This is a genomic window from Burkholderia sp. BCC0044 (assembly GCF_902832955.1).
GTDB lineage: Bacteria > Pseudomonadota > Gammaproteobacteria > Burkholderiales > Burkholderiaceae > Burkholderia.
Map to the genome: position 1 here is coordinate 54,781 of NZ_CADFDO010000004.1, position 18,866 is coordinate 73,646.

Here is an 18,866-nt window from a genome sequence, read left to right on the forward strand (position 1 = left end):
GTTAGGTAGCCACGAGTTGGTGGGACACGATCACGACGGCGGCCAGCACGAACACGTAGATGCCGAGGTCGAAGATCGAACGGTGCCAGACGAGGCGGTAGAAGCCGACGCGCTCGAGCACCGCGCGCACGACGATGTTGATCAGGTAGGCGATCAGCATCAGCACGAGCGGGGCCGGCACGAACACGCCGAAGATATCGATTTCGCCGATCATGGTCGCGGTCGGAAGGACAAGGGGGAAAGCCGGCTCATGCGTGTGCTCCGTCCGGCGCTTGCGGTGCTTGCGCGGCCGCCGCCGGATACAGCGACAGGCGCAGGCCGACGAGCGCGTGCAGTGTGTCGCGCAGCCGGCGGTGCGTGGCCGGCACCGCGGGCGCGGACACGCCGTCGGCTTGCGTGGCGCCCGGCAGGTTGCGGCCGGCCACGCGCCGAAGCGCGTCGTCGATCGTCGCGAGCAGCGCGGGCGGCACCGGCTGGCGCGCGTTCGCGGCCGCGCAACGCGCATAGTGATCGGTGACGCCGGCCAGCACGCGATCGATCGCGTCCGGCACGTCGCCCGACAGCCGGCGCCGCGAGCGGCGCAGGTCGAGCGCGTTCAGCGCGATGCGCAGGTCGCGGAAGCTCTCGATCGACGGGTGGCGGTGGTCGTCGGACGCGCCGAGGCGCGGCAGCAGTTGCGTGACGCGATCGAGCATTCGCGATGCGTGGTTGCGCTGATCGTCGAGCGGCTGCGTCGACGCGGAGCGCGCGACATCCTCCCAGCCCGAACGCAGCAGGCGCCGCACCGCGAGTTCCGCGCCGAACGGCCGCGTCGCGCGCGTCCACACGTATGCGAACAGCAGTCCGGCGACGCCCGCGAGGTTGCTGTTCAGGAACACGAAGAAATCGGCCTCGTACGCGCTCTGGATGCTGATGAAGGTGGCCGTGTTCACCGCGACGAGCATCGTCACCATGTTGAACTGCGGGCGCGGCAGCAGCGTGCCGATCAGGATGAACGGGCCCGCGAACATCAGCACGAGCATCGCGAAATCGTGCACGTGCGGCAGCACGACGAACAGGTACAGGCCGGCGAACACGACGCTCGCGGCGGTCGACAGGAAGAACTTGAACACCAGCGGCGCGGGCTCGTCGAGCGCGGCGAAGAAGCTGCACGACACTGCCACGAGCGTGACGGCGGCCGCGCCGTCGTGCCAGCCGGACGAGATCCACAGCCAGCACGCGAACACGATCGCGAACACGACGGTCAGCGTCGAGAACAGCATCATCCCGCGATCGAAGAAGCGCTCGGTGCCGCCGAGCCGCCAGTGCCGGTAGCGCGGCTGCCACACGCCCGACTCGTTCGCGATCAGCGCGCGCAGCGAGCGGCAGTCCTGCCAGATGTCGACGACCTGGCGCAGCCGCCACAGCGCGTTCGACAGCAGCGCGCCGTCCCAGCTCGCCAGCGCGCTGTCGGGCGGCTGCAGCGCGGCGATGCGCTCGCGCAGGTTGTCGGCGACCGGGTCGTGCGCCATGTCGCCGTCGGTGCCGGTCTTCACCGTCGGCAGCGGCGCGTCGAACCACTTCGCGGCGTCGGCCAGCAGCACGTCGAGCGCGGGCGGGCGCACGTGCAGGTCGCGCATCAGCGCGATCAGCGGATCGGCGAGCGACGACATCAGCGGCAGGAACAATTGCATCCGGCCCGCGAGCGCCTGTGCGCGCGCGAGGATGCGCGGATGCGCATGGTCGTAGCCCAACTGACTCAGCAGGAATTCGAGGCCGGTGATGGTCGCGGCGAGCCGCTGCCGGCACGCGGACAGCGCCTTGCCGGCCAGGTGCCCGGACAGCGTTTCGCGGCCGTAGAACGCGGCGTCCTTGAACCACGCGTCGGTGCGCTCGATCAGCGTCGGCGCAAGCCGGTTCGGGAACACCGCGCTGCCGACCACGCTCGCGCACACGATGCCGAGCACGATCTCCTCGGTGCGCGCGATCGCGACGTCGAACACGGTGGACGGATCGGTGACGGTCGGCAGCGCGATCAGCGGCATCGTATAGCCGGCGAGCATGAAGACGTAGCTGCGCGCGGTGCGGTCGGAGATCGCGAGGTACAGCAGCGTGCCGCACCAGGTCGCGACGATGATGCTGAACAGGAGCGGCGTCTCGACGAACGGCGGCACGAAGAAGATCGCGGCGGCCGCGCCGAGCGCGGTGCCGAGCGCGCGGTACAGCGCCTTCGAGCGCGTTGCGCCGACGAACGGGTTCGACACGATGTAGACGCTCGCCATCGCCCAGTACGGGCGCGGCAGCTGGAAATACAGGCCGAGGTACAGCGCGAGCATCGACGCGGCGAACGTCTTGCCCGAGAACAGCCAGTCGCGAAGGCTCGGATAGGTCATGACGCAGAATCGGCGCGGTGGGACGGCTGCGACGCCGGCGGATGCGCGTCGGCCGCGTTGAACGCGTTCAGCACGCGCAGCGTCGCTTCGAGATCGGCGCGCGACACGCCCTTGAGCACCTGGGCGCGCAGCGCGCGCAGGTCTTCCTCCATCTTCGCGGTGACCGCGCGGCCGGCAGCCGTCAGCGAGATCGTCTTCGCGCGGCGATCGTGCGGATCCTCGTCGCGGCGTGCGAGGCCGGCCGCGCACAGCTGGTCGAGCAGGCGCACGAGCGACGGCCCTTCGATGCCGACGTGTTCGGCGAGCGTGCCTTGCCGCACGCCTTCGCCGAGGCGCCCGGCGATCAGCAGCGGCGTCGCGCAGGCCTCGGATACGTTGTACGCGGTCAGCACGCCGTCGCTGGTGCGGCGCCACTTGCGCGCGGTGAGCACGAGCAGGCTGCTGACGGCGAGGCGGAGGTCGTGCAGATTGGTCATGGGCGAATGATAGGGGCAAAACAATTCGATAGCAAACTATCGTTTTTGTCACCCGGATGTCACGTCGCGTGCGGCACGGCCGGCCCGTCAGAAGGAATCCAGGCGGCGTGCCGGCCGTGGTCAAGCTGGAACACCGGCAGACCGAACCGCACGCGCGCGGCGTGGCGACTATATGGAATGGTCAGACGAGAGGCGTCCGGCAACACGAAGCACGAGCGGTGCGTCAAGGCAGATTCGAAGCCCGCGCGGCGCATTCTGCGCGGGTAGGCCGCCCCGCGACCTTCCTCCGCACGATAAAAGTGCCGCGGCGCAAGTCCGCCCGGGCACGCCGATTGCACCGTCCGACTCGACCCGCAACGTCCTGCTTTCGCACGCGATTGCACTAGGACAATATTTTCAGGGTGTCTTTCTGGGCGACCATGCGGAAGCCACGACGGAGACATCGAGATGGGACGGACCGAGGTATCGGCAGGCTGGCGCGACGCGATCGGCGCGGTGCACGGCATCGAGTCGAAATACAAGCGGCTCGTGAAGGCGATCGCCAGCGACATCGAGAACGGCGTGCTCGCGCCGGGCGCACGGCTCGCGCCGCAGCGCGACGTCGCGTCGAGCCTCGGCGTCAGCGTGCAGACCGTCACCAACGCGTACAAGGAACTGGAACGCCAGGGCCTGATCCGCTGCGAGGTCGGCCGCGGCAGCTTCGTGGCCGCGCGCGTGACGGAATCGATGTCGAACTACATCCTCGATACGGCCGAGCGCGAACTGGTCGACTTCTCGATCGCCCGCATCGTGCACACACCGGAGCACGACGTCGCGTGGCGCAGCGTGTGCGCGGCGCTCGCCGGCACCGACGATCAGCCGTGGATCCGTTCGTTCCGGCCGATCGCCGGCCTCGATGCGCATCGCGACGCCGGCGCCGCGTGGCTCGCGTCGCTGAACATGCCGGTGCGTCGCGAATCGCTGCTGGTCACGAACGGCGCGGCGCACGGGATCTTTCTCGCGCTCGCGTCGATCGTCGGGCCGGGCGATACCGTGTTGTGCGAGAGCCTGACCGATCACGGCGTGATCGGCTCCGCGAACGTGCTCGGGTTTACGCTGAAGGGGCTCGAGATGGACGAGCACGGCATTCGCCCCGAACATTTCGAGGAGATGTGCGACGGCGAACGCATCAGCGCACTCGTGTGCACGCCGACCCTCAATAACCCGACCGTGTCGATGATGACCGATTCGCGGCGGCGGTCGATCGCGCGCATCGCGACGCGCTACGGCGTGTACGTGATCGAGGACGACGTGTACGGCCCGCTGCCCGAGAAGACGGGCACGCCGATCGCCAGCCTGATTCCCGAACTCGGCTTCTACTGCACGAGCATGACGAAATCGGTGCTGACCGGATTGCGCACCGGCTATCTCGCGATGCCGCGGCGGCTCGCGTTGCGCGTCGAGAGCGTGCTGCGCGTGAGCAGCTGGATGGCGACGTCGCCGATCGCGGAAATCGCGACGCGCTGGATCGCCGACGGCACCGCGCGGCGTCTCGTCGAACTGCAGCGCCAGCGGCTCGCCGCACGCCAGGAGATGGTGAGGGCCGCGTTGGGGCCGTATGTGCTCGGCGCGCATCCCAATGCGCTTTCCGCATGGCTGCGCGTGCCCGACTACTGGACGGCCGAGCGGATCGTGCGCGAACTGCGCACCCGCAAGATCGCGGTGACGTCGCCCGATCCGTTCCTCGTCGGCGGCACGGAGCGGCCGAATGCGGTGCGCGTGTGCATTGGCGCCGAAACGTCCGATGCCGGATGCAATACGGCGCTCGAGACGATCGCGGGCGTGTTCGAACAGTATCCGCACCTGAACGATTTCCACTGAACCGGCGGCGCTGACGAGAAATCGCGCGCAATGTATCAGGACATTCGAAAGCGCGATTTGGAACATTAGACTGGATCGCATCACATTCGTCGCGAGGCGCGCGTTCCATGTCCTTCCTGTCGCTGTCCGACGTTTACCGCGCGCGTCGTCGCCTCGCCGGGCGCGCCGACGGTACGCCGCTCGTCGCGTCCGCCGCGCTGTCCGCGCGCGTTGGCGCACCCGTCTACCTGAAGCTCGAAACGCTGCAGCCGACCGGCAGCTTCAAGCTGCGCGGCGCAACCAACGCGCTCGCGGAACTCGCGGCGCAGCGCGTGACGCGCGTGGTCACCGCGTCGACCGGCAACCACGGCCGCGCGGTCGCGCATGCGGCACGTGCGCTCGGCATCGACGCGGCCGTCTGCATGTCGTCGCTGGTGCCGGCCAACAAGGTCGATGCGGTCGCGGCGCTCGGCGCGCGCGTGGTGATCGTCGGGGACAGCCAGGACGACGCGCAGGCCGAAGCACGACGCCTGGTGCGCGACGAAGGCTATGCGTACGTGCCGCCGTTCGACGATCCGCGCATCATCGCGGGCCAGGCGACGATCGGCGTCGAGATCCTCGAAGCGCTGCCCGATACGGCGACGCTCGTCGTGCCGCTGTCGGGCGGCGGCCTGTTCAGCGGCGTCGCGTTTGCCGCGAAGACGATCCGGCCGCCGATCGAGATGATCGGCGTATCGATGACGCGCGGCGCTGCGATGCACGCGAGCCTCGCGGCCGGTCGCCCGGTCGACGTCGACGAACAGCCGACGCTGGCCGATTCGCTCGGCGGCGGCATCGGCCTCGACAACCGCTATACGTTCGACATGACGCGCACGCTGGCCGACGACGTCGTGCTGCTCGATGAGCCGTCGATCGCGCGCGGCATCGCGCATGCGTATCGGGAAGAGCGGCTCGTCGTCGAAGGCGCCGGCGCGGTGGGCCTCGCCGCGTTGCTGGACGAGCGGATCGTGCGCCGCGACCGCAGCGGCCCGATCGTCGTGGTGGTAAGCGGCGCGAACATCGACATGGCCGCGCATCGCCGGCTCGTTTCGGAGAACTGACATGACCCAACCCGTCACGTTGCTCGGCCACGCGCAATTGCGTGCGCTGGTACCGCTCGATCTCGCCGCGATCGACCAGGTCGAGGGGGCGTTCGCGTCGCTCGCGACCGACGCCGTCGTGATGCCGCCGATCCTCAATCTCGCGCTGCCGGAGCGCCACGCCGAAGTGGACGTGAAGACCGCGTACCTGCCGCGCTTCGACAGTTTCGCGATCAAGGTCAGCCCCGGCTTCTTCGACAACCCGTCGCTCGGGCTGCCGAGCCTGAACGGGCTGATGCTCGTGCTGTCCGCACGCACGGGCCTGACCGAGGCCGTGCTGCTCGACAACGGCTACCTGACGGCCGTGCGCACCGCGGCGGCCGGCGCGGTGGCCGCGCGCCGGCTCGCGCGCGCCGATGCGCGCCGCGCGGCGATCGTCGGCGCGGGCGAGCAGGCGCGGCTGCAGCTTGCCGCGCTGATGCTGGTGCGCGACATCACGCACGTGACGGTGTGGGCGCGCGATGCCGAACGTGCCGCGCGATTCGCGGCCGACGTGCGTGCCGCACACGGGATCGACGCGATCGTCGCGCGCTCGGTGCATGCGGCGCTGGCCGATGCGGACATCGCTGTGACGACCACGCCGAGCCGCGCGCCGCTCGTGCATGCGGAAGACCTGCATCCGGGGCTGCACGTGACGGCGATGGGCTCGGACGCCGACTACAAGACCGAACTCGCGCCGTCGGTGTTCGGCACCGCGCGCTATTTCTGCGACCGGTTGCAGCAGACCCGCGTGGCCGGCGAGCTCGCGCACGCGATCGCGGCCGGGGCCGTCGCAGCCGACGCGGTGTTTCCCGAACTCGGCGAAGTGATCGCCGGCCGCTGCGACGGACGCACGCATCGTGACGACATCACGATCTGCGACCTGACCGGCACCGGCGCGCAGGACACCGCGATTGCCGTGCTCGCGCTGCAACGCGCCCGCGCGGCGGAAGTCGGCACGATTTTTCACAACGACCTCACGACTTGAGAGGAGACAGATGTCCGCAGTCATCGAAACCCAGACAGCCGCGCCGCGTCTCGCGTTCGCGCGCAGCGAATATGCCGCGCGCATCGCGAAGACGCGCGCGGCGATGGAGCGGGCCGGCATCGACCTGCTGATCGTCACCGACCCGACCAACATGGGCTGGCTGACCGGCTATGACGGCTGGTCGTTCTACGTGCACCAGTGCGTGCTGCTCGCGCTGGACGGCGAACCCGTGTGGTTCGGCCGCGGCCAGGACGCGAACGGCGCGAAGCGCACCGCGTTCATGGCGCACGAGAACATCGTCGGCTATCCCGATCATTACGTGCAGTCGAGCGCACGCCACCCGATGGATTACCTGTCGACCGAGGTGATCGCGGCGCGCGGCTGGAGCACGCTGCGCATCGGCGTCGAGCTCGACAACTACTATTTCAGCGCCGCCGCGTACGCGTCGCTGCAACAGCACCTGCGGGCCGCGCGCTGGGTCGATGCGACCGCGCTCGTCAACTGGCAGCGCGCGGTGAAGTCGCCGCGCGAGATCGAATACATGCGCGCGGCCGCGCGCATCGTCGAGCGGATGCATGCGCACATCGTGGAGACGATCGAGCCGGGCATGAAGAAAAGCGACCTCGTCGCGCAGATCTATGCGACCGGGATCGGCGGCGCCGACGGCTTCGGCGGCGACTATCCGGCGATCGTGCCGCTGCTGCCGACCGGCGCGGACGCGGCCGCGCCGCACCTGACCTGGGACGACTCGACGTTCGCGCGCGGCGCCGGCACGTTCTTCGAGATCGCCGGCTGCTACCGTCGCTACCACTGCCCGTTGTCGCGCACCGTCTATCTCGGCAAGCCGCCCCCGCACTTCATCGAAGGCGAGCGCGCGGTGATCGAAGGGATCGAGGCGGGGCTCGCGGCCGCGAAACCCGGCAACGTGTGCGAGGACATCGCGAACGCGTTCTTCGCGGTGCTGCGCCGCGCGGGCATCGAGAAGGACAGCCGCTGCGGCTATCCGATCGGCGCGAGCTATCCGCCCGACTGGGGCGAGCGCACGATGAGCCTGCGCCCGGGCGACCGGACGGTGCTCGAACCCGGCATGACGTTCCATTTCATGCCCGGGCTGTGGCTCGACGACTGGGGGCTGGAGATCACGGAAAGCATCCTGATCACCGAGACCGGCGTCGAGACGTTCTGCAACGTGCCGCGCAAGCTGTTCGTGAAGGAGTAGGGCGATGCGTGCTTCCCCGATTACGCCGACCGTCGATTTCGACGCGGACGGCGAACAGCACGGCTTCCTGAAGCTGCCTTACTCGCGCGACGATTCCGCGTGGGGCGCGATCATGATTCCGGTGACCGTCGTGAAGCGCGGCGACGGGCCGACGGTGTTGCTGACCGGCGGCAATCACGGTGACGAATACGAAGGGCCGGTTGCGCTGTCGAAGCTCGCCGGTTCGCTGAAGGCGGCCGACGTGACCGGCCGCGTGATCGTCGTGCCGTTCATGAACTACCCGGCGTTCCGCGCCGGCTGCCGCACGTCGCCGATCGATGCGGGCAACCTGAACCGCAGCTTCCCCGGCCGGCCGGACGGCACCGTGACCGAGAAGATCGCCGATTACTTCCAGCGTCATTTGCTGCCGCTCGCGACCCACGTGCTCGACATTCACGCGGGCGGCCGCACGCTCGACTTCGTGCCGTTCGCGGCGATTCACGTGCTGGAAAACCGCGACCAGGAAGCGCGCTGCGCGCGCGCGATGCGCGCGTTCGGCGCGCCGTATTCGATGCGCATGCTGGAACTCGATAGCGTCGGCCTCTACGACAGCGCGGCCGAGGAAGCCGGCAAGGTGTTCGTGTCGACCGAGCTGGGCGGCGGCGGCACGTCGACGGCGGCAAGCGTCGCGATCGCCGAGCGCGGCGTGTATGGATTGCTCGCGCATGCGGGCGTGATCGCGAAGGACGTCGTCGATGACAACGCGCCGCGCACGACGACGCTGCTCGACATGCCGGACGGCTCCTGCTACACGACGAGCGAGCATCGCGGGCTGCTCGAGATGTGCCGCGATCTCGGCAGCGAAGTCGAGGCCGGCGACGTGCTCGCGCGCGTGCACGACATCGACCGCACGGGCGTCACGCCGGTCGAGTACGTCGCGCGGCGGCGCGGGCTGCTCGCCGCGCGGCATTTTCCGGGCATCGTGCAGACCGGCGACACGATCGCGGTGGTGGCCGACATCGTCGAGCGCAACATTCCGGTGGCCATATAAGGATGCGCACGACGTGATCAAGCTCGACCGATACGACCTCGCGATCCTGCGCCTGCTCGAGCGCGACGGGCGCATCACGAAGTCGAAGCTGGCGGAAGCCGTGAACCTGTCGATTTCGCCGGCATGGGAGCGCGTGCGCAAGCTGGAGGAAAGCGGCGTGATCCGCGGTTATCGCGCGGACGTCGACTGGATCGGCGCGTTTTCCGCCAGCCGCATCGTGGTCGAGGTGACGCTGTCGCGGCACACCGCGCCCGACATGCGGCGCTTCGAGGATCGCGTGGCCGCCGCGCCCGAAGTCGCGCAATGCTATGCGACGGGCGGCGGCGTCGACTACGTGCTGCAAGTGGTCGCACGCGACATCGACCATTACCAGCGCTTCATCGATGCGTTGCTGATGGAGGATCTCGGCATCGAGCGCTACTTCACGTACATCGTGACGAAGGTCGTGAAGTGCGCATCCGGCGGCGCGCCGGACTGGCTGTAAAAGTTCGCGCCGGTGCGCGGCAATATGGAAAAAACCCGCATTTCCGGCCGCGCAAACCGAAATTTCCGCATGCGCGGGCGCGACACAATGAAGCTCGTGCCCACCAACGAGGAGACGCAGCATGCTGCCCGGACACCCCGTTCTGTTCAAGTCGACCTGCTATGTCGACGGTCGCTGGATCCACAGCGACAGTGCCGCGACGGTCGCCGTCGTGAACCCGGCCGACCAGGCCGTGATCGGCCACGTGCCGATGCTCGAACGCGCGCAGATCGTCGCGGCCGTCGACGCCGCGCAGCGCGCGTACGACACCTGGCGCTGGACGCCGCAAGCCGTGCGCAGTGCGGCATTGCTGCGCTGGCATGCGCTGATCCTGCGTCACGTCGACGATCTGGCCGCGCTGCTGTCGCTGGAACAGGGCAAGCCGCTGGCCGAAGCGCGCGGCGAGATCCGCTATGCGGCGAGTTTCGTCGAATGGTTCGCGAACGAGGCGAAACGCGTCGCGGGCCGCACGATTCCGACGCACATCGACGGCGCGCATCTGGGCACCGTGATGGAGCCGGTCGGTGTCGCGGCGCTGATCGCGCCGTGGAATTTCCCGGCCGCGATGATCACGCGCAAGGCGGCCGCCGCGATCGCGGTCGGTTGCGCGGTGGTCGTGAAGCCCGCGCACGAAACGCCGTTCTCGGCGCTCGCGCTCGCGCAGCTCGCCGACGAGGCCGGCTTCCCGGCCGGCGTGTTCAACGTCGTGCTCGGCGAGCCGCAGATGGCGATGGAAGCGCTGGTCGGCGATGCACGTGTGCGCGCGGTGAGCTTCACCGGCTCGACGCGGGTCGGGCGGCTCGTGACCGAGACCGCCGCGAAGGCCGGCATCCGCAAGATCGCGCTCGAACTGGGCGGCAATGCGCCGTTCATCGTGACCGAGGACGCGGATCTCGACCACGCGGTGCGGATCGCCGTAGGCGCGAAGTTCCAGACCTCCGGCCAGGACTGCTGCGCGGCGAACCGGATACTCGTCGCGCGCCCGCTGTACGACGCGTTCGTCGAACGGTATGCGCACGCGGTGCGCGCGTTGAAGACCGGGCCCGCGTTCGAGCAGGGCGTCGACGTCGGTCCGCTGATGCATCAGGCCGCGTTCGACGCGACCGTGGCGCGCGTCGAGGATGCGCGGGCACGCGGCGCGCGCATCGTCGCGGGCGGCCGGCCGCATGCGCTTGGCGGCTGGTTCTACGAGCCGACCGTGATCGCGGACGCCGCGCCCGGCATGCGCGTGGTCGACGAGGAAAACTTCGCGCCGATCTCGGCCGTCAGCGCGTTCGACACGCTCGACGAAGCGGTCGAAACGGCCAACGACACCGAGTACGGCCTCGCCGCGTACGTGTGCGCAACGCGCATCGACACGATCTTCCAGCTCGTGCGGCGGCTCGATTTCGCGATGGTGTCGGTCAACGGCGTGAAATTCACCGGCGCGCCGATCCCGTTCGGCGGGATGAAGGCGTCGGGCCTCGGGCGCGAAGGCGGCGCCGAAGGCTTCGAGCCGTTTACCGAAATCAAATACTTCTGCCTCGGCAATCTCGGCCTGCCTGTCGCGGCGACAGCCTGACCCATTCAAAGGAGCACATCATGCAAAAATCGATCGACGCACTGCTGCGCGAGGACCGCGCCCACTTCATGCACCCGTCGACGCACGCGTACGACCACGAGACCGGCGCGCTGCCGGGCAAGATCGTGCGCGGCGGCAAAGGCATCCGCATCGAGGATCACCAGGGCAAGCGTTATATCGACGCGTTTGCGGGCCTCTACTGCGTGAACATCGGCTACGGCCGCACCGAAGTGGCCGACGCGATGTACGAGCAGGCGAAGCAGCTCGCGTACTACCACACGTATGTCGGCCACGCGTCGGACGCGATCATCGAGCTGTCGTCGCGCATCATCGACTGGTCGCCGGCGGGGATGAAGAAGGTCTACTACGGGATGTCGGGTTCCGACGCGAACGAGACGCAGGTCAAGATCGTCTGGTACTACAACAACGTGCTCGGCCGCCCGAACAAGAAGAAGATCATCTCGCGCGAGCGCGGCTATCACGGCTCGGGCATCGTGACGGGCAGCCTCACGGGCCTGCCGAGCTTCCACCAGCATTTCGACCTGCCGATCGATCGCGTGAAGCATACGGTGTGTCCGCACTGGTATCGCAAGGCGCCGGCCGGCATGAACGAAACGCAGTTCGTCGCGTACTGCGTCGACGAGCTCGAGAAGCTGATCGCGCGCGAGGGCGCCGACACGATCGCCGCGTTCATCGCGGAGCCGGTGATGGGCACCGGCGGCATCATCGAACCGCCGGCCGGCTACTGGCCCGCGATCCAGGCCGTGCTGCGCAAGCACGACATCCTGCTGATCTCCGATGAAGTCGTGTGCGGGTTCGGCCGCCTCGGCTCGAAGATGGGCGCGCAGCACTTCGGGATCGAGCCCGACCTGATCACGGTCGCGAAGGGGTTGACGAGCGCGTATGCGCCGCTGTCGGGCGTGATCGTCGGCGAGAAGGTATGGGACGTGATCGCGCGCGGCTCGCAGGAGCACGGGCCGATGGGGCACGGCTGGACGTATTCGGGCCATCCGGTGTGCGCGGCCGCGGCGCTCGCGAATCTCGCGATCCTCGAGCGCGAGAATCTGGTCGGCAACGCGGCGGAAGTGGGCGCGTATTTCGGCGCGAAGCTGCGGGATGCGTTCGGCGCGCATCCGCTCGTCGGTGAGGTGCGCAGCGTTGGCATGCTCGCCGCGCTCGAATTCATGGCCGACAAGGACGCGCGCACGCCGTTCGATCCCGCGCTGAAGATCGGCGCGCAGGTGTCGGCTGCCGCGTTGCAGCGCGGCGTGATCGCCCGGGCGATGCCGCACGGCGACATTCTCGGGTTTGCGCCGCCGCTCGTGATGACGCGCGAGGAAGCCGACGAGATCGTCGGCATCGTGAAGGAAGCGGTGGACGAGGTCGCCGAGCGGAATATTTCGGCCGTCGCGTGATTTTCAAGCGGCTCTGACGCGCGCTTCGGCGCGCGAGGCGACGCCGCCGCATGCAAGTGCGGCGGCGTCTTTTTTGCCGGTACGGTTGGGGAGAACCGTCAGTAATCCCACACGACCGGAACGAAACGGAACCCGTCGCCGTTCCGTGCAACATGCCCGATGGACGGGAACGCGACATGCGCCGCGGCCAGCAGCGCGCCGGTTTCTGCGGCTTCGTTGAACAGCGCGATACGCACGTCGACCGCCGCGTCCGGATCGTGTTCGAAGCCGTTTTGCCAGTCGGGATGGTCGAAGTTGACTTCGAAAATCGCGTCGCCCGCGAACGTCAGTTTTTCCCCGTTCGATGCGATGTCGACCACGCAATGCCCCGGCGTATGGCCGCCCGTCACCCGCGCCGACACGCCCGCCGCGACTTCAACGCCGCGGTCGAACGGCACGATGTTTTCGCCATAAAGTTCCGCGAACGTCGCCGCTGCCTTGCGCAGTGCGGGCGGAACGGTTTCCGGCATCACCGTCTTGCTGAAGTCCGGATTCTTCCAGAACGCCATTTCCGCGGCCGATACGTGAATGCGTACGTCCGGGCGCAGCTTCGCCTTGACGCCGTCGACGTTCAGCCCGCCGACGTGATCCATGTGCATGTGCGTGATCACGATATCGGTGATCGCGGCGAGATCGATGCCGGCCGATTCCAGCCGCATCACCGAGCGCCCGGCACGCGTGAAGTATTCGAAGCCGTCGCCCACGCCCGAGTCGATCAGGATCAGGCGATCGCCGCTGCGCACGAGCGCGACGTTGAGCGCCCAGTCGAACATGTCGCGTTGCAGGAAACGGCCGTCGAACCATGCGTTGCGGTCCGCTTCGCTCACATTGGTGGACATCGTGGAAGTCGGCAGCGGCAGCACGCCGTCGCTGATCAGCACGACATCGACATCGCCGATGCGCACGGCGTAGCGGGACGGAAGGAGTTCGCCCGAACCTTCGTTGCCCAGGCGGGCGATGACCGGCTGGACGTTGCGGATGGGTACGTTCATGTTCAGTAATCCTGTTCGTCGGGTGGGGTAATCCGCCCTGCGGGGCGCAGCGCGGTTCGCGAGCGCGATCGTAAAGATCGCGCGCTTCGGTTCGTCCGGATTCCGGTCGAGCGTGTCAGCGATTGTAGTGACGGCCGACATGCGCCAACAGCGCCGCACGTGCGCACATCGTGTTGTCCGGCCGACAACAATCCGGCGGCGGCTTCCGCCGCCCGAAATGCACATCGCCCGCCTCCGTTGCCGGAAGGCGGGCGATGCAACGGATGCCGTTTATGGGAAGCCGGGCGCGGCCGGCGCGCGGGTCAGGCCGGTTGCCCCGGCACGGCTTCGACGCGCAGCGAACACCTGCGCGTCTCGATCACTGCCAGCCGCGCGACCAGCTCGACCGCGCAGGCGGCCATCATGTAGTCAGCGGGAATTAGCGCGTTGCCGGTCGTGCCGATCAGCCAGTCATCTCCCCCGCCGATATGCCGTTCCCGCTCGCCCGGTACGACATCGCGACAGGCTTGCCACGCTTACGCGAGATACCCCGTTACGCCATCCCAAAGCAGTTTCACCGCGGCCAGCACCAGCAGCCCGTAGCAGGCTCGATAAACCTGGCGTTGATCCAGTTTCGCGTGAAGCCGCCAACCGGCTATTACACCAGCAGGAATTGCACACAGGCAGACCGCCATCACGATCCAGACATTGCCCGTCGGCCTGGCCAGCAGCAGCCATGGCACTGCCTTGGTCGCGTTGCCCACGGTAAAGAACATGCTTGTCGTCCCCGCATAGACCTCCTTGCCGAGGCCGAGCGGCAGCAGATACATGGCGAGCGGCGGGCCGCCCGAATGCGCGACCATCGTGGTCACGCCGGAGGCAAGACCCGCCGTGATCGCCTTTGGCGTCGAACGCGGACGGACCGTCAACGCCGCGCCTCCGACCCACCATAGTCCGACGAAGATCAGCGTGATCGCCGCCATCACGATCGCGATCGCGCGGTGGTCGAGGAGCCGGAACGTCAGATAGCCGACGCCGATGCCCGTCACGAGCCCCGGCAAAAGCAGCATCAGGTCCGGCTTCGACCAGGTCGAAGGCTTCCAGTAGCGCAATGCGAACAGGTCCATTGCGATGAACAGCGGCGCGAGCATGCCGCCCGCGGTCACCGGATCCATCACCAACGACAGCAACGGAATACCGACGATCGAAAAACCGCCGCCGAAGGCCCCTTTCATGAACGAGATCAGGAACACGCCCGCAAAGGCGATCAGTACCGTGATGAGGGTCAGTTGCAGATCCATTCCGGTCGACGAAATCATCACGATGACCTCGCGCGGTCGGCGTCACACACGCCCGACAGGCGTGAAGGCCCCGTCGTCCTTCTCGCAGACGCAGGGTGGGCGGTCATCGAAGCGGTGAAAGGCATAGTGCGTCTCCATGAATGCTCCGAGGACAATCCGACGCCCGCGTGGATTTCGTCGAAACGAAGCGCGTGCACATTGGCCGTGGAAGCTGGGCAATCCCGATACAATCAGGCGATGAAGACAGCATGCACCGGCGTCATACTCGGTACAATAAAAACATTGATCTCGGTGCAATATATATTGAACTCGGTGCATTGAATGTCAAAATCCGAATACCTGAAGTTGGCCGACACGATCGCCGCTGACATTGCTGACGGAACGCTCAGGCCGGGCGACCGGCTTCCGCCACAGCGCAATTTCGCGGACCAGCGAAAGATCGCCGTGTCGACGGCCAGCAGGGTCTATGCGGAGTTGTTGCGGCGAGGGCTCGTCGTTGGCGAGGTCGGGCGGGGAACGTTCGTTTCGGGCGACGCAAGGCGCGGCGCGGCGGCGCCGGGCGAGCCGCGCGACGTCCGGATCGATCTGGAGTTCAATTACCCGATACTGCCCGACCAGATGACACTCATCGCGAGAAGCCTGAGCGGGCTCGAAAGCGTTGCGGCGCTCGCGAGCGCCCTGGGTCAGGCAACCAGCGGTGGCACGCCCGCTCTCAGGAACGTCGCCGCCGCATGTCTGGCGGGCAATGGTTGGGCGCCTTCTGCCGAGCAACTGGTCTTCACGGGGAACGGACGACAAAGCATTGCGGCCGCGGTCGGCGCCATGGTTCCGACGGGCGGGCGCTGCGGCGTCGAAACCTTGACCTACCCGTTCATCAAGGGCATCGCGGCTCGCCTCGGTATCACGCTGGTCCCGCTCGCGATGGACGAAGGCGGCGTGCGCCCCGACGCCGTACTCAAAGCGCACCGGGACGCGAATCTCTCGGCGATCTACATTCAGCCCGCCATCCAGAATCCGTTGGGCATGACAATGAACGCCGCGCGACGGGAAGATCTGTTGCGCGTCGTGGAAAAACTCGGCATTCCGATCATCGAGGACAACGTGTATGGCTTCCTCGACGACCAACCGCCGCTTGCCGCCCTCTCACCGGACAATTGCATCATGATCGACAGCCTGTCGAAGAAGGTGGCGCCGGGGTTGACGCTCGGCTTCATCGTGCCGCCGCATCGGTTGCGTGAAACCGTGATGGCGTCGGTGCGCTCGGGCGGATGGACGGCATCGGGATTTGCATTTGCCGCCGCGCAGCGATTGATGAGCGACGGTACGGTTGCCGAACTCGCCCGACTGAAACGCATCGATGCGGTGGCCCGTCAGAAGCTGGCCGCCGACCGTCTGTCGGATTTCGACATTCAGACGAACGGCAAATGCTTTCATCTGTGGTTGACGCTGCCGGCCCATTGGCGCTCGCAGGCATTGGTCGCGGCCGCGGCGCGGCGAGACATCGCGTTGACGCCCTCGACCACCTTCGCGGCCGCGCCCGGCCATGCGCCGAACGCCGTCAGGCTGGCGCTTGCCGCGCCGACGATGGAGCAGCTCGACGCGGGTCTGCTCACATTGAGCGGAATCCTGAATGCAAGAGAAGAGGATTTCGATTCGACCGAATAAGGTCTGCGCCGCGACGCTCGATTGGCCGCTCGCGCGTAGTCGTCGGACAGTCGTTCGGCGCCGACGCCCTCAACGCAACGCTTGAGCCGCATCGATTCACGCGCAGGCGATCGAGAACCTCGGGCCGGCCACCTGGCCGAGCCGAAACGGCGGCTCCGGCGGCTTGAAGATACGGCCGACGCTTTGCACGCCTGTCCGCTTCGGGCGAGCTCACGGCCGTCAATTCCGTCGACGGCCAACGACTGCTTCCGGCCGAAGCGCATCGGAACCGCGGTGGCCGTCGACCCGTCCCGAAACGCACATCGCCCGCCTCCGTTGCCGGAAGGCGGGCGATGCGAAGGTTGCCGCTTATGGGAAACCGGAGGCGATCCGTCGCGAATGCGTCAGCCCGGTTGTCCCGGCACGGCTTCGCCGCGCAACGAACACCCGCGCGTCTCGATCACCGCCAGCAGCGCGACCAGCCCGACCGCGCACGCGGCCATCATGTAGTACGCGGGAATCAGCGCATTGCCGGTCTTGCCGATCAGCCAGTCGTTGACGATCGGCGCGGTGCCGCCGAACAGCGACGTCGACACGTTGTACGCGATCGCCATGCCCGCATAGCGGACGTGGGTCGGGAACATCGCCGGGAACATCGCGGAAATGGTGGCGAGCTGCGGCACGTAGAGCACGCCGAGCACCGCGAAGCCGATGAAGGCGCCGAGCGGGCCGTGCGTCATCAGCGTGAACATCGGCACGGCCGCGACGAACAGCCCGACGAGCGAGAACCACCACATCGTCTTGCGGCCGACGCGGTCCGACAGCCAGCCGGCGAACGGCAGCAGCACCATCATCGCGAGCATGCCGATCAGCGGAATCAGCAACGACATGTTCTCGCCGACGCCGAGTTCCTTGTGCATGTAGGTCGGCATGTACGCGAGCAGCACGTAGTTGACGACGTTCAGCGCGACGACGAGCCCGCCGAGCAGCAGCAGCGGCTTCGCATAGCGCACCAGCAGCAGCCGGACCGGCAGCGCGGCGGTGGCGTTTTTCTCGCGGCGGTGCGCCTGTTCCTCGAGTTCGCGGAACACCGGCGTTTCCTCGAGGCGCGAGCGCAGGTAGAAGCCGATCAGGCCGAGCGGCGCCGCGACGAGGAACGGCAGGCGCCAGCCCCATGCATGCATCGCCGAATCGCCGAGCAGCAGCGCGAAGCCGAGCATCAGGAACGCGCCGAGCGAGAAGCCGGCGAGCGTCGCGAATTCGAGGAAGCTGCCGCACAGGCCGCGCCGCGAATCCGGCGCGTATTCGGCGATGAAGGTGGCTGCGCCGCCGTATTCGCCGCCGGTCGAGAAACCCTGCACCATGCGCAGCACGATCAATGCGGCCGGCGCGAGCCAGCCGGCCGTCGCATAGCTCGGCAGCACGCCGACGAGCAACGTGGCGCCCGACATCGTCAGGACCGTCAGCGCGAGCACGCGCTTGCGGCCGAGCCGGTCGCCGAGCGGGCCCCAGAACAGGCCGCCGAGCGGGCGGATCAGGAACGAGATCGCGAACGTGCCGAGCGCGAACAGCGTCGCGCTCGCGGTGTTGCCGGGAAACAGCGCGGCGGAAATATACGCGAGGCCGTACGCGTAAATACCGTAATCGAACCATTCGGTTGCATTGCCGAGGGCGGCGGCCGCGATCGCGACGCGCGGCAGGCTGTGCGGCTCGTCGCCGCGTTGGGTGGTCGCGTCGTCGGGAATCGACGACGCGGCGGAAACGGAAGTCCACGATGGCACGTATCGCATGAGGGGTCCTCGCTATCAGCATGCGCCCGGGCGGGCGCCGACGAGGATCAAAGTAATCCCGCCAATTCGCCTGGCCGGATGTCATAGGACGATGTGGGGATCGGGGTTTTCCCGCGCCGGGGCGGGGCGGCCCGCGGCGGCCGTGGCCGGCTCGTCGCGGCTCGGCGCGGCGCCGGCCGGCGAACGGCGGTAAGCTGCGCGCTGCCACGCGGCATTCATCGGACCGTGCAGCGCGTGGCGTCCCTTTTTTCACCCTTCAACAGGAGCGCATATCGTGGCGACCTACATCGTTTTTACGCGGGAAAGCACGCAGGACCAGCATGAGCTCGACCTCTACGCGAGCCAGGTCGGTGCGACCCTCGCCGGCCATCCGGTGAAGGTGCTCGCCGCATATGGGCCGCAGGAAATCCTCGAGGGTGAAGGCCCGGAAGGCGTCGTGATCGTCGAGTTCCCGTCGAAGGAGGCCGCGCACGCGTGGTATCACGGCCCCGAATACCAGGCGGTCGTCCAGCACCGGTTCAACGGCGCGCGCTATCGCGCGGTGCTGGTCGAGGGCGTCTGAGCGCGGCCGCGCGCGCCC

Annotated in this window: 16 protein-coding genes and 1 pseudogene; 10 read left to right on the forward strand and 7 right to left on the reverse strand. The window is 67.8% G+C overall.

What is annotated here, in order from left to right; translation table 11 throughout:
- Position 1 precedes the first annotated feature (1 nt).
- Genes HWX14_RS23050 through HWX14_RS23060 form a run of 3 tightly spaced genes read right to left on the reverse strand, consistent with a single transcriptional unit; the run spans position 2 to position 2,848 of the window.
- Positions 2-214 (reverse strand): DUF1656 domain-containing protein, encoded by a 213-nt coding sequence (locus tag HWX14_RS23050; protein WP_006481008.1) that lies wholly within the window; start codon positions 212-214, stop codon positions 2-4.
- 34 nt (positions 215-248) lie between these two features.
- Positions 249-2,372 (reverse strand): FUSC family protein, encoded by a 2,124-nt coding sequence (locus HWX14_RS23055; protein WP_175884699.1) that lies wholly within the window; start codon positions 2,370-2,372, stop codon positions 249-251.
- On the reverse strand, positions 2,369-2,848 hold the full coding sequence (locus HWX14_RS23060; protein ID WP_175884700.1) for a MarR family transcriptional regulator: 480 nt from the start codon (positions 2,846-2,848) through the stop codon (positions 2,369-2,371). The genes HWX14_RS23055 and HWX14_RS23060 overlap by 4 nt, the downstream gene beginning before the upstream one ends.
- A gap of 447 nt (positions 2,849-3,295) precedes the next feature.
- Between HWX14_RS23060 and HWX14_RS23065 the strand changes: the two genes are divergently transcribed.
- The 8 genes from HWX14_RS23065 (at position 3,296) to HWX14_RS23100 (ending at position 12,541) form a co-directional block, all read left to right on the forward strand.
- Positions 3,296-4,708 (forward strand): PLP-dependent aminotransferase family protein, encoded by a 1,413-nt coding sequence (locus HWX14_RS23065; protein WP_175884701.1) that lies wholly within the window; start codon positions 3,296-3,298, stop codon positions 4,706-4,708.
- Positions 4,709-4,815: 107 nt separating this feature from the next.
- Positions 4,816-5,787 (forward strand): hydroxyectoine utilization dehydratase EutB, encoded by a 972-nt coding sequence (eutB, locus tag HWX14_RS23070; RefSeq protein WP_175884702.1) that lies wholly within the window; start codon positions 4,816-4,818, stop codon positions 5,785-5,787.
- 1 nt (position 5,788) lies between these two features.
- Complete coding sequence (locus HWX14_RS23075) at positions 5,789-6,793, forward strand: cyclodeaminase (protein WP_175884703.1); 1,005 nt, start codon at positions 5,789-5,791, stop codon at positions 6,791-6,793.
- Positions 6,794-6,803: 10 nt separating this feature from the next.
- On the forward strand, positions 6,804-8,012 hold the full coding sequence (gene doeA / locus HWX14_RS23080) for an ectoine hydrolase DoeA (RefSeq protein WP_175884704.1): 1,209 nt from the start codon (positions 6,804-6,806) through the stop codon (positions 8,010-8,012).
- Positions 8,013-8,016: 4 nt separating this feature from the next.
- Positions 8,017-9,042 carry a N(2)-acetyl-L-2,4-diaminobutanoate deacetylase DoeB gene (gene doeB / locus HWX14_RS23085; RefSeq protein WP_175884705.1) on the forward strand — a complete coding sequence of 342 codons (1,026 nt, stop codon included), beginning with the start codon at positions 8,017-8,019 and terminating at the stop codon, positions 9,040-9,042.
- Positions 9,043-9,055: 13 nt separating this feature from the next.
- A complete protein-coding gene (locus HWX14_RS23090) occupies positions 9,056-9,526 on the forward strand; it encodes an Lrp/AsnC family transcriptional regulator (RefSeq protein WP_175884706.1) in 471 nt (156 codons plus the stop codon).
- Positions 9,527-9,647: 121 nt separating this feature from the next.
- Complete coding sequence (locus HWX14_RS23095) at positions 9,648-11,126, forward strand: NAD-dependent succinate-semialdehyde dehydrogenase (RefSeq protein ID WP_175884707.1); 1,479 nt, start codon at positions 9,648-9,650, stop codon at positions 11,124-11,126.
- Positions 11,127-11,146: 20 nt separating this feature from the next.
- The gene (locus HWX14_RS23100; RefSeq protein ID WP_175884708.1) at positions 11,147-12,541 is read left to right on the forward strand and encodes an aspartate aminotransferase family protein; all 1,395 of its coding nucleotides are present in this window, start codon (positions 11,147-11,149) and stop codon (positions 12,539-12,541) included.
- 98 nt (positions 12,542-12,639) lie between these two features.
- Here HWX14_RS23100 and HWX14_RS23105 read toward each other — a convergent pair whose 3' ends face one another.
- The 3 genes and pseudogenes from HWX14_RS23105 to HWX14_RS23115 form a co-directional block, all read right to left on the reverse strand.
- Positions 12,640-13,572 carry an MBL fold metallo-hydrolase gene (locus HWX14_RS23105; RefSeq protein WP_175884709.1) on the reverse strand — a complete coding sequence of 311 codons (933 nt, stop codon included), beginning with the start codon at positions 13,570-13,572 and terminating at the stop codon, positions 12,640-12,642.
- A gap of 302 nt (positions 13,573-13,874) precedes the next feature.
- Positions 13,875-14,027, reverse strand: a pseudogene (locus HWX14_RS36890) (MFS transporter); the annotation flags it as partial.
- A 60-nt stretch (positions 14,028-14,087) separates the two neighbouring features.
- Positions 14,088-14,852, reverse strand: coding sequence for a sulfite exporter TauE/SafE family protein (locus HWX14_RS23115; RefSeq protein WP_244130310.1), 765 nt, complete (start codon positions 14,850-14,852; stop codon positions 14,088-14,090).
- Positions 14,853-15,173: 321 nt separating this feature from the next.
- Between HWX14_RS23115 and HWX14_RS23120 the strand changes: the two genes are divergently transcribed.
- A complete protein-coding gene (locus HWX14_RS23120; protein ID WP_175884711.1) occupies positions 15,174-16,517 on the forward strand; it encodes a PLP-dependent aminotransferase family protein in 1,344 nt (447 codons plus the stop codon).
- 383 nt (positions 16,518-16,900) lie between these two features.
- On the opposite strand, the gene HWX14_RS23125 is transcribed toward HWX14_RS23120, so the two are convergent.
- Positions 16,901-18,286: an MFS transporter gene (locus tag HWX14_RS23125; protein ID WP_175884712.1), complete on the reverse strand. Its 1,386-nt coding sequence runs from the start codon at positions 18,284-18,286 to the stop codon at positions 16,901-16,903.
- 274 nt (positions 18,287-18,560) lie between these two features.
- Between HWX14_RS23125 and HWX14_RS23130 the strand changes: the two genes are divergently transcribed.
- Positions 18,561-18,848: a DUF1330 domain-containing protein gene (locus tag HWX14_RS23130; protein ID WP_175884713.1), complete on the forward strand. Its 288-nt coding sequence runs from the start codon at positions 18,561-18,563 to the stop codon at positions 18,846-18,848.
- The last annotated feature ends 18 nt before the right edge of the window (positions 18,849-18,866 follow it).

What these genes read in the sequence shown, in the direction of transcription:
- HWX14_RS23050 (WP_006481008.1), bottom strand. Translation starts at nt 214, where the DNA reads ATGATCGGCGAAATCGATATCTTCGGCGTGTTCGTGCCGGCCCCGCTC.
- HWX14_RS23055 (WP_175884699.1), bottom strand. Translation starts at nt 2,372, where the DNA reads ATGACCTATCCGAGCCTTCGCGACTGGCTGTTCTCGGGCAAGACGTTC.
- HWX14_RS23060 (WP_175884700.1), bottom strand. Translation starts at nt 2,848, where the DNA reads ATGACCAATCTGCACGACCTCCGCCTCGCCGTCAGCAGCCTGCTCGTG.
- HWX14_RS23065 (WP_175884701.1), top strand. Translation starts at nt 3,296, where the DNA reads ATGGGACGGACCGAGGTATCGGCAGGCTGGCGCGACGCGATCGGCGCG.
- eutB (WP_175884702.1), top strand. Translation starts at nt 4,816, where the DNA reads ATGTCCTTCCTGTCGCTGTCCGACGTTTACCGCGCGCGTCGTCGCCTC.
- HWX14_RS23075 (WP_175884703.1), top strand. Translation starts at nt 5,789, where the DNA reads ATGACCCAACCCGTCACGTTGCTCGGCCACGCGCAATTGCGTGCGCTG.
- doeA (WP_175884704.1), top strand. Translation starts at nt 6,804, where the DNA reads ATGTCCGCAGTCATCGAAACCCAGACAGCCGCGCCGCGTCTCGCGTTC.
- doeB (WP_175884705.1), top strand. Translation starts at nt 8,017, where the DNA reads ATGCGTGCTTCCCCGATTACGCCGACCGTCGATTTCGACGCGGACGGC.
- HWX14_RS23095 (WP_175884707.1), top strand. Translation starts at nt 9,648, where the DNA reads ATGCTGCCCGGACACCCCGTTCTGTTCAAGTCGACCTGCTATGTCGAC.
- HWX14_RS23100 (WP_175884708.1), top strand. Translation starts at nt 11,147, where the DNA reads ATGCAAAAATCGATCGACGCACTGCTGCGCGAGGACCGCGCCCACTTC.
- HWX14_RS23105 (WP_175884709.1), bottom strand. Translation starts at nt 13,572, where the DNA reads ATGAACGTACCCATCCGCAACGTCCAGCCGGTCATCGCCCGCCTGGGC.
- HWX14_RS23115 (WP_244130310.1), bottom strand. Translation starts at nt 14,852, where the DNA reads ATGGATCTGCAACTGACCCTCATCACGGTACTGATCGCCTTTGCGGGC.
- HWX14_RS23120 (WP_175884711.1), top strand. Translation starts at nt 15,174, where the DNA reads ATGTCAAAATCCGAATACCTGAAGTTGGCCGACACGATCGCCGCTGAC.
- HWX14_RS23125 (WP_175884712.1), bottom strand. Translation starts at nt 18,286, where the DNA reads ATGCGATACGTGCCATCGTGGACTTCCGTTTCCGCCGCGTCGTCGATT.